Source organism: Kluyvera sp. Awk 3 (assembly GCF_028069715.1).
In the GTDB taxonomy this organism is placed as follows: domain Bacteria; phylum Pseudomonadota; class Gammaproteobacteria; order Enterobacterales; family Enterobacteriaceae; genus Kluyvera; species Kluyvera georgiana_A.
In genome coordinates this window covers 34,054-47,549 of sequence record NZ_JANEWH010000006.1, presented here as the reverse complement: position 1 = coordinate 47,549, position 13,496 = coordinate 34,054, and the positions used below count along the sequence as shown (strand labels likewise).

At 57.4% G+C, this 13,496-nt stretch carries 13 protein-coding genes; 4 read left to right on the top strand and 9 right to left on the bottom strand.

Annotation, left to right across the window (positions count from 1 at the left end):
* Window position 1 precedes the first annotated feature (1 nt).
* Together NNN71_RS02875 and NNN71_RS02870 are read right to left on the bottom strand one after the other, a co-directional pair.
* Window positions 2-691, bottom strand: a complete 690-nt coding sequence (locus NNN71_RS02875; RefSeq protein WP_065356578.1) for an LrgB family protein — start codon at window positions 689-691, stop codon at window positions 2-4.
* Window positions 684-1,094, bottom strand: a complete 411-nt coding sequence (locus NNN71_RS02870) for a CidA/LrgA family protein (RefSeq protein ID WP_163447530.1) — start codon at window positions 1,092-1,094, stop codon at window positions 684-686. Before NNN71_RS02870 ends, NNN71_RS02875 begins: the two co-directional genes overlap by 8 nt.
* 102 nt (window positions 1,095-1,196) lie before the next feature.
* Between NNN71_RS02870 and NNN71_RS02865 the strand changes: the two genes are divergently transcribed.
* Window positions 1,197-2,081 carry a LysR family transcriptional regulator gene (locus NNN71_RS02865; RefSeq protein ID WP_064546692.1) on the top strand — a complete coding sequence of 295 codons (885 nt, stop codon included), beginning with the start codon at window positions 1,197-1,199 and terminating at the stop codon, window positions 2,079-2,081.
* Window positions 2,082-2,151: 70 nt separating this feature from the next.
* Here NNN71_RS02865 and NNN71_RS02860 read toward each other — a convergent pair whose 3' ends face one another.
* From NNN71_RS02860 to soxR, 3 genes are all read right to left on the bottom strand, one after another.
* Window positions 2,152-3,798, bottom strand: a complete 1,647-nt coding sequence (locus NNN71_RS02860) for a Na+/H+ antiporter (RefSeq protein WP_064546690.1) — start codon at window positions 3,796-3,798, stop codon at window positions 2,152-2,154.
* 196 nt (window positions 3,799-3,994) lie between these two features.
* Window positions 3,995-5,344, bottom strand: coding sequence for an NCS2 family permease (locus NNN71_RS02855; RefSeq protein ID WP_065357798.1), 1,350 nt, complete (start codon window positions 5,342-5,344; stop codon window positions 3,995-3,997).
* A gap of 407 nt (window positions 5,345-5,751) precedes the next feature.
* Complete coding sequence (gene soxR / locus NNN71_RS02850; RefSeq protein WP_064546686.1) at window positions 5,752-6,210, bottom strand: redox-sensitive transcriptional activator SoxR; 459 nt, start codon at window positions 6,208-6,210, stop codon at window positions 5,752-5,754.
* An 87-nt stretch (window positions 6,211-6,297) separates the two neighbouring features.
* Here soxR and soxS point away from each other — a divergent pair, with 87 nt between their 5' ends.
* From soxS to NNN71_RS02835, 3 genes are all read left to right on the top strand, one after another.
* Window positions 6,298-6,627 carry a superoxide response transcriptional regulator SoxS gene (soxS, locus tag NNN71_RS02845; RefSeq protein ID WP_064546684.1) on the top strand — a complete coding sequence of 110 codons (330 nt, stop codon included), beginning with the start codon at window positions 6,298-6,300 and terminating at the stop codon, window positions 6,625-6,627.
* 224 nt (window positions 6,628-6,851) lie between these two features.
* Entirely contained in the window at window positions 6,852-7,133 is a 282-nt protein-coding gene (locus NNN71_RS02840; protein ID WP_064546682.1) for a YjcB family protein, read from the top strand.
* Window positions 7,134-7,273: 140 nt separating this feature from the next.
* The gene (locus NNN71_RS02835; RefSeq protein ID WP_271457830.1) at window positions 7,274-8,785 is read left to right on the top strand and encodes a lytic transglycosylase F; all 1,512 of its coding nucleotides are present in this window, start codon (window positions 7,274-7,276) and stop codon (window positions 8,783-8,785) included.
* 6 nt (window positions 8,786-8,791) lie between these two features.
* Here the strand turns inward: NNN71_RS02835 and NNN71_RS02830 are convergent, their stop codons facing one another.
* The 4 genes from NNN71_RS02830 to ssb1 all read right to left on the bottom strand — a co-directional run bounded on the left by NNN71_RS02830 (window position 8,792) and on the right by ssb1 (window position 13,245).
* Window positions 8,792-9,496 carry a GntR family transcriptional regulator gene (locus tag NNN71_RS02830; protein ID WP_271457829.1) on the bottom strand — a complete coding sequence of 235 codons (705 nt, stop codon included), beginning with the start codon at window positions 9,494-9,496 and terminating at the stop codon, window positions 8,792-8,794.
* Window positions 9,497-9,510: 14 nt separating this feature from the next.
* A complete protein-coding gene (oxlT, locus tag NNN71_RS02825) occupies window positions 9,511-10,830 on the bottom strand; it encodes an oxalate/formate MFS antiporter (protein ID WP_419057145.1) in 1,320 nt (439 codons plus the stop codon).
* A 31-nt stretch (window positions 10,831-10,861) separates the two neighbouring features.
* Window positions 10,862-12,469, bottom strand: a complete 1,608-nt coding sequence (locus NNN71_RS02820; RefSeq protein ID WP_271457828.1) for a gamma-glutamyltransferase family protein — start codon at window positions 12,467-12,469, stop codon at window positions 10,862-10,864.
* A gap of 239 nt (window positions 12,470-12,708) precedes the next feature.
* Window positions 12,709-13,245 carry a single-stranded DNA-binding protein SSB1 gene (ssb1, locus tag NNN71_RS02815; protein WP_064546676.1) on the bottom strand — a complete coding sequence of 179 codons (537 nt, stop codon included), beginning with the start codon at window positions 13,243-13,245 and terminating at the stop codon, window positions 12,709-12,711.
* Window positions 13,246-13,496 lie beyond the last annotated feature (251 nt).

Sequence of the window (13,496 nt, the reverse complement as noted above, 5' to 3'; positions counted from 1 at the left end):
CTTAAAACATAATCCAGCCAACCAACGGGGCCACCAGCACCATCACCACCCCGGAGAGCATCATCACCAGGCTGGCCACCACGCCTTCCTGCGGGCCCAGCTCGTAGGAACGCGCGGTCCCCGCGCCGTGCGACGCTGCGCCAAAGCCCGCACCCTTCGCCATCCCTTCACGAATGGAAAGCCGTAAAAACAGCACGTCGCCAATCGCCATACCGAACACGCCGGTGACCACCACAAACAACGCCACCAGCTCCGGCTGACCGCCAAGCGATTTCGCTGCCGCCAGTGCAAACGGCGTGGTGATGGAACGCACCGCCAGGCTGCGCTGGATTTCATCCGACAGGGTAAACAGCCGCGCCAACCACACCGAACTGGTCACCGCCACGACCGTCGCCGTGATCACCCCAGCAGAGAGCGACATCCAGTGGCGTTTGATAATGGCCAGATTGTCATACACCGGCACAGCAAAGGCGATAGTCGCCGGCCCCAGCAGCCACAGCAGCCAGTGGGCTTCCCCCATATAGTTCTGGTAGGAGATATGGCCAAACACCAGCATTAACACCAGCAGCACCGGGGTGAGCACCAGCGGCATCAGCGGCAGCTTACGAAAGCGGCGGTACAGGCGCTTATTGGCAAAATAGAGTACCAGGGTAATCACCAGGCACAGGACGCTCAGCTGAAAATTATTCATTACGCATCCGCTTCAGTTCGTAGCGATACACTTTGTCGACCACCCACGCCGTTGCTCCCAGCACCATCATGGTACTCAGCGCGATAACGAGGAAAATTCGCCAGCCGTCGACCATCAGCAGTTGAGCGTAATTCACCACCGCGACCACCGCCGGGACAAAGAACAGCAGCATCTCGGCCAGCAGCCAGCGTGAGCCCGCGCGAACCCATTTGAGCGGCACCACGTGGCAAACAATCAGCGCCAGCAGCAGCACCATACCGACCAGATTGGCAGGCAGCGGCAAATGCCACCAGCTCACCAGATATTCAGCGAAAACAAACAGCCCGGCGTACAGTACAACCTGCACCGGCACCTGCAGACGGTTTAACACGGAGGGCACAACACGCCCTAAGGCCTCAGCCATGGAGGAATGTCCAGAAAAAATCACAGGCGCACAGTATAGTGAGGCCGCGATGATGACAGAAATGAATTAAACTCATCGGTAGCATAGTTTAGAGGCATAATCATGGACATAAGAACGCTGCGCTACTTTGTTGAAGTCGTTCGCCAGCAGAGCTTTACCCGGGCGGCGGAGAAACTCTACGTTACGCAACCAACAATCAGTAAGATGCTCAAAAACCTGGAAGATGAGCTGAACTGTACCCTCCTGATTCGCGACGGCCGCAAGCTGTTGATGACCGATACCGGACAAGTGGTATTTGAGCGCGGGCTGGCCATTCTTGATGAATTCCGCCAGCTGGAGGCCGAGCTGAGCGATATTAACCACCTCAACAAGGGCGTGCTGCGCCTTGGTATTCCCCCCATGGTCGGCATGCTCATGGCGGGGCCGATCGGCCTGTTCCGCCAGCGCTACCCGGGCGTCGAACTGAAAATCTCCGAATTTGGCGGCCTGACGGTGCAGCAGGCGGTGATGAACGGCGAGCTGGATCTGGCAATGACCGCGCTGCCGGTTGAAGAGGAAAGCGCGCTGACGACCCTGCCGCTGTTCAGCCACCCGCTGTGCGTGCTGGTGCCCCGCTCCGGCGAATGGCTGGAACAAACGTCGGTATCGCCGACGCAGTTAGCCGCACATCCGTTGCTGATTTATAACGAAGATTTCGCCCTCAGCCGCCAGCTGATGCAGCTGTTTGCTCGCCATGACGTTAAGCCGCGTATTGCAGTACGCAGCGGACAGTGGGACTTTCTGGCGGCGATGGTGCAGGCGGGCGTCGGCGTGGCGATTCTGCCGGAGCCGATTTGCCGCAAGCTGGATGAAAAAACGCTGCGCTGGCTGCCGCTGGAAAGCGAGCTGCGCTGGCAGTTGGGGATGATTTGGCGGGAAGGGGTCTATTTGTCTCACAGCGCCCAGGCATGGCTGAAGTGCTGTGAGGGGTTTAAGCTGCCGGAGTAGAAGTTTAGGCACGGTGCGCACCCTCTCCCCATAGGGGAGAGGGAACTGGTCGGCACACGCTTTATCCGTATTACGCGTCTTCGATTAACAGCGCTTCCAGCAGGTCGAGATCGTGCAGCAGCTTCTGCAAGGTCTCATTACTGATCTGCCGGGTCGCGCGCAGATGGTACAACTCCCCGCGCTCGGAGCGCAGCGCCGCCAGGCGGAAACGCCGTTCAAGCTGCTCTTCCAGCATCGACGTTTCCACATCGTTACGCCCGTCGACGCGACGGCGCAGGTTACCAATGACGCGTGAACTGACCTCGGTCAGCAGCTGGTTATCGATATTCTCGTTGCTATCCGCCGCCAGACGCTCTTCCATTTTCTGGATGGCGACAATCGCCACATCCGCCGTCGCCGCGCGTGCCAGCCGCTCTTCATTACGCTGCTGCACGTGGTCGGTGGATTCGATATGACGCAGTAAAATCGGCAACGCCACCACGCCCACAAATAGCGAGAACAGAATCACCCCTGCGGCGAGAAACACCAGCTCATAACGCGCCGGGAAGGCTTCGCCCGTCGGCAGCAGCAGCGGAATAGACAGCACACCGGCGAGGGTTATCGCACCGCGCACCCCCGCCACCGAGGAAATCAAGAGCTCGCGGGTCGTCCAGGAGCCAAATTCCATCGGTTTCTTTTTCAGGAAGCGCTGGCTGAGCTTGCGCATCGTCCATAACCAGCCGAAGCGTACCAACATCAGCGCCGCGTAAATCAGGATGATATCGGTAAACAGCATCCAGGTTTCGACGTTCGGATCGGCCTCCGCCGCCACCAACGACGTCTCAAGAATCGCGGGCAATTGCAGGCCCAACAGCAAGAAGACCATGCCGTTGAACACAAACTCGAGCATCGCCCAGGTGCTGTTGGCGCGCAGGCGCATGGCCAACGGCGCGGTGCGCATCACGCCGGAACGCGTAATGGTCATCCCCGCCGCCACCGCCGCCAGGATACCGGAAACGCCGATATGTTCAGCAATCAGGTATGAGGCAAACGGCAGCAGGAACAGCAGGACGATCTGCGTAGCCGGTTCATCGCCGCCCCAGCGGCTGAGGAAACGCATTGAGCGGCCGTACAGCCAGCTCACCACGAAGCCCGCAAGGATGCCGCCAATTGCCACCTTCAGGAACTCTACCGTCGCGCCACCAACGGTAAAGACCATTGTGCCCATCGCGACAGCCACGGCAAACTTCAGCGACACCAGGCCGGAGGCGTCGTTCATCAGCGCCTCGCCCTGCAAAATGCCCATGATTTTTTTCGGGATGCGCCCTTCCCCCACAATGCCGGAAAGCGCCACGGCATCGGTTGGCGACAATACCGCCGCCAGCGCAAAAGCGGGGATCAGCGGAATGCCGGGAACAATCCAGTAGATCAGGAAGCCAATCCCGACCACCGTCACCAGCACTAACGCCAGCGCCAGGCCAAGGATCTCCCTGCCGTGCTCGATAAACTCGCGAGTCGGCGTCTTCCAGCCATCGGCAAACAGCAGCGGCGGGATGAACAGCACGAGGAAGAGTTCAGGGTCAAATTCAACGTGCAAACCGAAGGTAGGCCAGGCCAGCAGCGCACCGATGGCGATTTGCATTAAAGGTAGTGGAACCTGGAAGGGCAGTACGCGTGTAACCACCCCGGACAGCGAAACCACGAGGGTCATGATGAGTATGGTAAAGAATATTTCCATGCGTTCCCTGTTTACAGCGTTGTCTTATTATTCAAAACATGAAGCGTCGTGCTTCTTATCATACGCGTACCAGAGTAACGCAAAAGGAAACGAGACGTGGCTGAAAATGGAAAAAAAGTCCGAACCCGTCGCACTGCAGGGCGATAAACAGAAAACCCGCCATCAGGCGGGTTTTCTTATCGGCAAAACGTCAGGCTTAGATAGCCCAGCCGCCCGCATAGAAGACCACCAGCGCAACCGCGATAATAACGGTGCCGATGTTCAGCTTGCGCCATTCGCCCGAAACCACACGGCCCACAACCAGCGTTGCGAAGCCAATCATGATGCCGGTAACGATGTTACAGGTCAGCACGATCATCACCGCGGTAATCAGGCCGGACATCGCGTCAACGAAATCGTTGAAGTCGATACGCGCCACGTTGCTCAGCATCAGCAGACCCACGTACATCAGCGCCGGTGCGGTAGCATAGCCAGGCACCAGGTAAGAAAGCGGAGACAGGAACAGGATCAGCAGGAACAGCACGCCAACGGTGATCGCCGTTAAACCGGTTTTACCGCCTGCCGCCGTACCCGCTGCGGACTCGATGTACACCGCTGCCGGCGCGGCGCCCACCACGGCAGAGAACACGCTGCTCAGGGAGTCAGTCGTCAGCGCTTTACCGCCGTTAATGATCTGCCCATCTTTATCCAGCAGGTTCGCCTGACCCGCAACCGCGCGGATAGTACCGGTCGCATCGAAGACGGCGGTCATCACCAGCGCCAGCACGCTCGGCAGAACAATTGGGTTCAGTGCGCCCATGATATCCAGGCTGCCGATCAGCGAGTTGCCATTGTCATCGCTCAGCGACGGCATGGCGAATACGCCAGAGAAGTGCACGTTCGGGTCGAAAATCAGGCCGACGATAGACACGCCAATGATGGTCAGCAGAATACCGCCCGGGACCTTCAGTTTTTCAAGGCCGATGATCATCGCCAGACCCACCAGCGTCATCACCACCGGGAAGCTGTCGAACTGACCCAGCGCGACCGGCAGACCGTCCAGCGGGTTTTTCACCACCATGCCGACGCCGTTGGCGGCAATCAGCAGCAGGAACAGACCGATACCGATGCCGGTGCCGTGCGCAATACCCTGCGGCAAATTGCGCAAGATCCAGCTACGAATACCGGAAGCGGAGATGATGGTGAAGAGCACGCCCATCAGGAACACCGCGCCCAGAGCAACCGGCACGCTGATGTGCTGGCCCAGCACCAGGCTGAAGGCGGTAAAAGCAGTCAGCGAGATGGCGCAGCCAATGGCTAAAGGCAGGTTCGCCCACAACCCCATCACGATAGAACCCACACCGGCCACCAGACAGGTCGCCACGAACACGGCGGCCGGCGGGAAACCGGCTTTACCCAGCATGCCCGGTACCACGATCACCGAGTACACCATCGCCAGGAAGGTGGTCAAACCGGCGACAATCTCCTGACGAACGGAGCTACCACGAGCAGAAATTTTAAACCAGGCGTCCAATGAACCGCCGGTACGCGCTGAAGGCGTAGACATAGAAAACATCCCCTGAGAGTTTTTATCATTCGTTCGTCTGCGTGGTGGAACATCCACTGCCAGCTAAGCGTCATCTCCATGTGCTACATCGCGGCAAAGGGGAGCCACAAAAAAGCAAACGATTAACTCCGCGCAGACAAAACGAGAATCGGAATACCTCATCTGCGCGGGTGCGTAATGAGGTTGGTCTGCGGATTTCCGGCATAAGAAGCGTCCGAAAATCCGAGGCAAACGATTATCTGGCTTTTATGTCCCCTTTTTCAACAGAAGTTTGCCCTGGTTTATGAAAATTAACGATTACCGATGAAGAATTCACCAACCCATGCGCAAACGTTATCGTTTATGCGCAATCCAGCAACAATTCTATGGCAAAAATGTCGCAATCCCGGGGAGAGGATCGCGGAGGATTATTCGTCTTCCAGCAGACGCGCGCCGGTGCCCTCTTCACCCAGCTTATCGCCCGGGTTACGCAGCGGACAGTCGCGCAACGACATGCAGCCGCAGCCAATACAGCCGTCGAGCTGGTCGCGCAGCGCCTCCATGGCGTGAATGCGCTTATCCAGCTCTTCCCGCCATTGAGTCGTAAGGTGCTTCCAGTCGCGCGGCCCCAGCGTGTGGTTTTCCGGCAGCACGCTAAAGGAATCGCCGATCGTCGCCAGCGGAATACCAAGACGCTGGGCAATTTTAATGATCGCCACGTAACGCAGCACATCACGCTTATAGCGCCGCTGGTTACCGCTGTTGCGCGTGCTGTGGATCAGCCCTTTACTCTCATAAAAATGCAGCGCAGAGACCGCAACCCCCGTTCGTTTCGCTACCTCACCGGGCGTTAGCAGCGATTTTATGCGGGTCGATTTTTTTTCCATAATACGCTTTACCTCAAGTTAACTTGAGGAATTATACTCGCCGCCAGACAAGAAATCGACGCGAAAATAGACAACGGGGAGAGCCTTATGTCCCATCGGGAAATTATTCATACTCTTACTGAATGGATAGATGAACATATCGATCAACCGCTTAATATCGACATCGTGGCCAGAAAATCCGGCTACTCGAAGTGGTATCTGCAAAGAATGTTCCGCACCGTGATGCACCAGACGCTGGGCGAGTACATTCGCCAGCGGCGCCTGTTACTGGCGGCGGAAGCGCTGCGCACCACCCAGCGCCCCATCTTCGATATCGCGATGGATCTGGGTTATGTCTCTCAGCAGACCTTCTCTCGCGTATTCCGCCGCGAGTTTGACCGCACGCCGACGGACTATCGCCATCAGATCTCCGCGTAACATCGCTTCGCCGCGGCCTGTACTGAGCCGCGGCGTTGACAAAAAATCCTGCGTTTACCTCTGGTGAATAAAACAACAAACGTGATATAGTTCACACATCGAGATGAAACAAAAACACTGTTTCATTCAATTTGTGAATGCCTTCAGATAGCCTGAGCGCCTCGCGCCTCAATCAATAAGTGCTGTCAGGGCAACTTGTTGTTTATCTCTGAGGATGAAATCTCATGGTTTCCATTACCGCAGGCGTCGCACTGTTACGCTGGCCGTTAACCAGCGCGGTACTGATGTTTCTCGCCAGTACCCTGAAAATTCAATTTCGTAAATCCGACTACGCCGGTCTCGCGGTCATCAGCGGTATGCTGGGTGTCGCAGCGGCGTGCTGGTTTGCGACCGGGTTACTGGGCATCACGATGGTGGACATCGCCACCATTTTCAACAACATCAAAGATGTGATGGTTGAAGTGATGAGCCAGGCGCCGCCGGAATGGCCGGTTGCCATGTACTGATTGAGAAAAACCCCGACGCGTCGGGTTTTTTTTTGCCTGAATATCGCGGCGGCTGAGCGCATGAAAAAGCCCTGCTCCTGCAGGGTGTTTTAGCGTCGCTCGACTAAAATAAAGGGATGCGCCCTGCGGAGTGCCGCACCATGAACGCCATCCCTTTTCGCCGTTTTCTCACCGCCTGCCTGGGCGCCTTGCTGTTGACCGGCCCCGCTTTTGCCGCCGTACAACCAGAGGACTCACCCGACGCGCTTGAGGTCAATATCGAGAGCATCATGCAGCCCTGGAAGGGCGACCTGCCTGGCATGCTCGACCGCCGGGTCATTCGCGTATTGACCACCTACAGCAAGACCTTCTTTTTTATCGATAAAGGCCAGCAGCGCGGGGCCACCCACGATATCTTCGCCGAATTTGAACGCAGCCTGAATGCCCAGCTCGCCAAAGAGAAAAAGCTCAAGCAACGCCACCTCAAGGTGCGAATTATCTTCGTTCCGGTAACCCGCGATAATCTCTTTACTGCCCTGAACGAAGGTAAGGGCGATATTGCCGCTGCCAATCTTACGATCACCGCAACGCGCCAGCAGCAGGTGGCTTTCACTGACCCAATTTACAGCGATATTCAGGAACTGCTGATCTCCGGCCCCGCGTCACCGCAGGTGAAAAACGTGGACGATCTCGCCGGTAAGACGGTCTTTGTCCGTCGTTCATCCAGCTACTATGAAAGCCTTGAAGCCCTCAATGCGCGCTTTGCCAAAGCCTCTCTCCCGCACATCGTCATCAAGCCCGCCCCCGAAGCGCTGGAAGACGAGGATCTGCTGGAAATGCTCAACGCCGGGCTGATTCCGCTGATCGTGGTCGATCGCCATAAGGCGCTGTTCTGGAAACAGGTGTTCCCGAAGATCCAGGTTCATGAAGATATTGTGCTACGCGATAACGGCAACATCGCCTGGGCGGTGCGCAAAGATAACCCGCAGTTGCTGGCGAAGCTCAACGGTTTTATTAAAGACAACCGCCAGGGCAGCACCCTGGGCAATACCCTGTTGCTGCGCTATCTGAAGAGCGCGAAATACGTCAAAAATGCCGCAGCGGAGAAAGAACGGCGCAAGTTTTTGAAGATGGTCGAGATTTTTCGCAAATACGGCGACCGTTATGACGTCGACTGGCTGCTGATGGCGGCACAGGGTTATCAGGAGTCGCGACTGAACCAGTCAGTGCGCAGTCACGTTGGCGCAATTGGCGTCATGCAGGTGATGCCGAGCACCGGCAAAGAATTGAAGGTGGGCGATATTAAGCAACTGGATCCGAATATCCACGCCGGGGTGAAGTATATGCGCTGGATGATCGACCGCTACTACGGTGACGAACCGATGACGCAGCTGGATAAGGCACTGTTTTCTTTCGCCTCTTATAATGCTGGCCCGGCACGGATTGCGCGTCTGCGTACGGAAACGAAAAAGCGCGGTTTTGACCCCAACATCTGGTTTGGTAACGTGGAAAACCTCGCCGCCGAGAAGATTGGAGCCGAAACGGTCACCTACGTGAGCAACATCTATAAGTATTACATCGCCTATCGGCTGATTCTCGATGAGATGAACCGGAAGCGGGCAGCGACGGGGAAACCGCCAATTTTGCCCGCCACCGATAAAAACAACGGCTAGCCCCGGTTACGGTATTTGTCTGACCCGTACCCCCTGCAGACGTCGCAGGGTAATAGTGCTGGCCCCCTGATAAGCGTCCTGAATATGCGCCGTGATCAGCGCGACCGCGCGCGCTTCATCACGCTGTTCAATGGCTTCCAGCAGCTCCGCGTGCTCTTTGTAGGTCTGGTTAACACGGGTTTCATATTCAAAATCGAGCCGCCGCATAATGCGAATGCGGTTGGTGATATTGGTCAGAATCGCCGTCAACTCCCGATTACCCGCCGCCTCGGTTAGCGCAAGGTGAAACTGTTCGTCCTGCGCAGCAATATCATCGCAAGCCAGCCTCTCCTGCGGCGCAACCCGCCAGACAGCGTTCAGCCCAGTCAGTACCTCCCGGTTCACCTTCGCTGACGTCGAACTGCACAGACTGCGCACCGAATTCACTTCAATCAGCGAGCGCGTCTCGTACAGGTCTTCATAGACATCGAAATCAATGGGAAAAACTTCCCACCCGTTACGCAGGCAGCGTCTGACCAGCCCCTCGTTTTGCAGCAATAGCAGCGCTTCGCGAACCGGCGTGCGGGAGCACCCAAGGCGGCGGGCAATGTCCACCTCCGTGAAACGATCGCCTGGCAGCAGGACGAACTGATAAATCTCCTGCCGCAGCTGCAGAAATACCCGTTCCGAATGCGCAAGAAGCGGCGTGGGTTCCGATGTCGTGAACGTCATAAAGAGCTCCGCGATTAACTGTGCTGACGAATAAAGCGCGCACGCCAGGGTTTCAGCACCCACAGTGCCAGCCCCGCCGTGATGAAATCAAGGGTAATCGCGCAACCAAAGACCACGTGCCACCCTTGAGTGTGCTGATACAGCAGCGCTGCCAGCGGCCCGCCGAAAATCGAGCCAATCCCCTGCGAGATATACAGCCAGCCGTAGTTCGAGGCGGCATGCTCGCTGCCGAACGTGTCGGTCAGCGTGGAGGGGAACAGCGAGAAAATTTCGCCCCAGCCGAAGAACACCACCCCGGAGAGCAGCACAAACAGCAGCGGATCTTCCCGGCAGGCCAGCCATAGCGTCATCGCCACCCCTTCGAGGGCAAAGGCGATAAACATGGTCTTTTCACGACCATAGCGGTCGGAAATAAAACCGAACAGCGGGCGGGTCAGACCGTTGGTAAAGCGGTCGATGGTTAATGCCAGCGGCAGCGCGGCCATACCGAATACCACCGCTTTACTGATGCCGAAATCCTCAGCAAAGATAGCCATTTGCGAGGTCACCATGAGCCCGGAAGTGGACATCATCGCCATCATGGCGAACATCAGCCAGAACAGCGGCTGGCGCAGCATTTCACGCGAGGTAAATTGACGCGTCCCCTGAACGATGTTTCGGCTGATGGGCTGCGCGGTAGAGTTGGGCGGCAGGCTCAGCCCCTGACTGGCCAGCAGACCGACAATCGCGAAAACGATGCCGAACACGGTCATGGTCTGCTCCAGGCCATAGTTGCCCAGCGAAATCGAGATCGGGAAGGTGGTCAAAATCGCCCCCATGCCGTAGCCTGCCGCCACCGCGCCGGCGGCAAAGCCCCGGTTTTGCGGGAACCACTTCACCATCAGCCCCACCACACCGATATACACAATCCCGGTGCCCAAACCACCGATACAGCCGTAGACCAGATACAGCGCCATCAGGCCGTTAATGTGCGCGGAGAGCACCCAGCTCATCCCGGCCATTACCGTGCCAATCGAGATCAGCAATCGGGGGCCAAACCGTTCAACCAGACGTCCCTGGAAAGGAGAAAAGAAGGTTTGCAGAATAATCAGCAGCGAAAAGGTCACCTGCAGTTCCGGCAGGCCAACGCCCAGCTTTTCGGTCAGCGGTTTAGTCAGCAGCGTCCACACATACTGCGGGCTGGAGATAGAGGCCATACAGATAAGCCCCAACACCAGCTGCGCCCATTTGCCAAATTTTGGTGCCACCAAAGGTTCTCTGAGAACGGTCATTTTACGCTCCAATAGACGAAAAAATGTCGCCAGAAAGCGGGCGCGTTTTACGCGCCGCGTCATTCCAGGAATGTTTCAGTTGGAAAATGCTGGGTTACCAGCGGGCGACGCCACCGTCGCTACGCGGGTCGCTTCCGCCTTCCAGCATGCCGTTGCCATGCCGGAGGATTGCCCCGGCATGGCCCATGAGGTCGTCGTAAGGGGGGTAAATCTCGACGTCATGGCCGTACTGTTTGAGGGTGTCGGTAGTCGCCGCTCTCAGGCGGCTTTCAATCTTCAGCGTGTCGCTGCTCTCGCCCCAGGTGCGCCCTAAGAGCCAGCGCGGAGCGGCGATAGCCGCCTGAGGCGTCATGTTCTGATGGAGAATGCGGTCAAAAACGGTCGCCAGGGTTTGCGGCTGGCCGTCGCCGCCCATGCTGCCGTACACCAGCGCATCGCCGTTGGCCAGCCTCGCTAAACCAGGGTTGAGGGTATGGAACGGCAGGCGCCCCGGTTGAAGCGGGTTGGTGGCACTCGGGTCCAGCGAAAAACTGCTGCCGCGGTTTTGCCAGATGATGCCGCTATCGGCGAGGATCACCGCGCTGCCGAACTCGTGATAGATGCTCTGAATAAAGCTGACCGCGGTGCCGGAGCCGTCGATAACGCCCATCCAGATGGTATCCGCCGGCCCGCGCCCTTTGCCCCAGACCTGAGCCCGGTCGGGCACAATCTGCGCGCTAAGCTGAGCAATATTGTCTGCCGTCAGCAGCGACTGTGGGTCAAGCGTCATGTGGGCCGGGTCAGTGATATGGCGATCGCGCAGAGTGAACGCCAGCTTGGTTGCTTCGACACAGTGGTGAACAAAATCGGTTTCGTCGGCAATTGCGCCTTTTTTACGCTGCTGCTCAATCATGCCGGTAATCAGCAACGAAACCAGCCCCTGCGACGGCGGCGGGAGGTTGTAAACCGTTCCAATCTCCGTTTCCAGCGCCAGCGGCTTCACCCGCGCCGCGCGATAAGCATCAAGATCGCTAAACCGCAGCAAGCTCCCGGCGGCTTCCAGTTCGCTGGCGATCAGGCGGGCGGTCTCACCATGATAAAAATCCCCAAGCCCATGGGTTGCCAGGCGTTCCAGCGTATTGGCAAGCGCGGGCTGAAACAGTAAATCGTCAGGGGTGAGCGCCTGACCTTCCGGCGCAAACAAGCCGCAAAATCCGGGATACTGACCGAGCTGCGGCAACCGCGCGGTAATTTGTTTGTGCAGCCCGGAGGTGACAGGCACTCCCTCGCGCGCATAGTGAATAGCATCGTGCAGCAGACGCGTTAACGGCAGCGGCGCATTGTCCGTACGCTCTCCCACCCACTCCAGCGCGCGCTCCCAGCCTCCAACCGTGCCCGCGACGGTATTGGCCGCCAGCGGGCCGCGCACCGGAACCTGCGTGTAGCCCGCCTGGCGATAAAAATCGATATTTGCTTTTTCCGCCGCAAAGCCACAGGCCTGAATCGCCACCGGCTCCTCGCCAGGCCGGGAAATTAACCAGAATCCATCGCCGCCGATGCCGTTCATATGTGGGTAAACCACCGCGATGGTCGCCGCCGCAGCAACCATCGCCTCAACCGCATTGCCGCCGTCACGCAAAACAGCGACCGCGCTTTCGGCGGCCAGCGAATGCGGCGCAACGGCCATGCCCTGCATACATTTAGCTGATTGGATTTGAGTCATCGTCTGCACCTTGCCTACATGTGTGTATACACGGATGTAGGCACAAAGCGTGCCAATTGTTATTTTTGTTAATTATCTTATGGTTATGTGAATGACGTTCAAAAAATGGCGATTAACGCGGGGCAATTCGCGCACCGAAGCGGTGCTGATGTGGGCTGTTGGTGCGCATTAAAAAAGCAAAAACCCCGCCGAGGCAGGGTTTTGAGAGTGCTGATGAGCGCCGTCGAAACGGCGGCAAATCAGAACGGGATATCGTCGTCGAAATCCATCGGCGGTTCGTTAGACGGTGCCGGAGCGGACTGCTGCTGCGGGCGAGACTGCGCGCCGCCGCTGAACTGGTTGCCACCCTGCGGCTGCTGAGGTTGACCCCAACCGCCCTGCTGCTGGCCGCCGCCCATGTTGCCACCGGCCGGTGCGCCGCCGCCCTGACGGCCACCCAGCATCTGCATGGTGCCGCCCACGTTCACAACCACTTCCGTGGTGTATTTTTCAACGCCGGACTGATCGGTCCATTTACGGGTACGCAGCTGACCTTCGATATAAACCTGAGAGCCTTTACGCAGGTATTCACCCGCCACTTCCGCCAGTTTGCCAAACAGCACAACGCGGTGCCATTCGGTCTGCTCTTTCATTTCACCGGTCGCTTTATCACGCCAGGATTCGGAAGTAGCCAGCGTAATGTTGGCGACTGCGCCACCATTCGGCATGTAGCGCACTTCCGGGTCCTGGCCCAGATTACCGACGAGAATCACCTTGTTGACGCCTCTGCTGGCCATGATTGTCTCTCCTGAATACGATTCTTGATTAAGTGTAAACGCGCGAGTGTACCATTTCCAGACGGTATTTTGGTAGCTGCGAGGCGTATTCCAGTAAACATCTTACCGCTATGCAAATTTTCATCGGCATCCTGAATCGGCGTCCCTATACTGTATATTCATTCAGGTTAAGTTGTGTCATAATTAGCCGTTTCTGCCGTTTGTCCTTCAAACAAACCAGGCAAGCCGTGTATCTTCTACCGGGAAAGGTG

Bases quoted from the DNA above. Each gene is read 5' to 3' on its own strand.
- NNN71_RS02860 (WP_064546690.1), bottom strand. From the start codon at position 3,798: ATGGAAATATTCTTTACCATACTCATCATGACCCTCGTGGTTTCGCTG.
- NNN71_RS02840 (WP_064546682.1), top strand. From the start codon at position 6,852: ATGGTTTCCATTACCGCAGGCGTCGCACTGTTACGCTGGCCGTTAACC.
- NNN71_RS02875 (WP_065356578.1), bottom strand. From the start codon at position 691: ATGAATAATTTTCAGCTGAGCGTCCTGTGCCTGGTGATTACCCTGGTA.
- soxR (WP_064546686.1), bottom strand. From the start codon at position 6,210: ATGGAAAAAAAATCGACCCGCATAAAATCGCTGCTAACGCCCGGTGAG.
- NNN71_RS02835 (WP_271457830.1), top strand. From the start codon at position 7,274: ATGAACGCCATCCCTTTTCGCCGTTTTCTCACCGCCTGCCTGGGCGCC.
- soxS (WP_064546684.1), top strand. From the start codon at position 6,298: ATGTCCCATCGGGAAATTATTCATACTCTTACTGAATGGATAGATGAA.
- NNN71_RS02865 (WP_064546692.1), top strand. From the start codon at position 1,197: ATGGACATAAGAACGCTGCGCTACTTTGTTGAAGTCGTTCGCCAGCAG.
- NNN71_RS02830 (WP_271457829.1), bottom strand. From the start codon at position 9,496: ATGACGTTCACGACATCGGAACCCACGCCGCTTCTTGCGCATTCGGAA.
- NNN71_RS02855 (WP_065357798.1), bottom strand. From the start codon at position 5,344: ATGTCTACGCCTTCAGCGCGTACCGGCGGTTCATTGGACGCCTGGTTT.
- NNN71_RS02820 (WP_271457828.1), bottom strand. From the start codon at position 12,469: ATGACTCAAATCCAATCAGCTAAATGTATGCAGGGCATGGCCGTTGCG.
- ssb1 (WP_064546676.1), bottom strand. From the start codon at position 13,245: ATGGCCAGCAGAGGCGTCAACAAGGTGATTCTCGTCGGTAATCTGGGC.
- NNN71_RS02870 (WP_163447530.1), bottom strand. From the start codon at position 1,094: ATGGCTGAGGCCTTAGGGCGTGTTGTGCCCTCCGTGTTAAACCGTCTG.
- oxlT (WP_419057145.1), bottom strand. From the start codon at position 10,830: ATGACGCGGCGCGTAAAACGCGCCCGCTTTCTGGCGACATTTTTTCGT.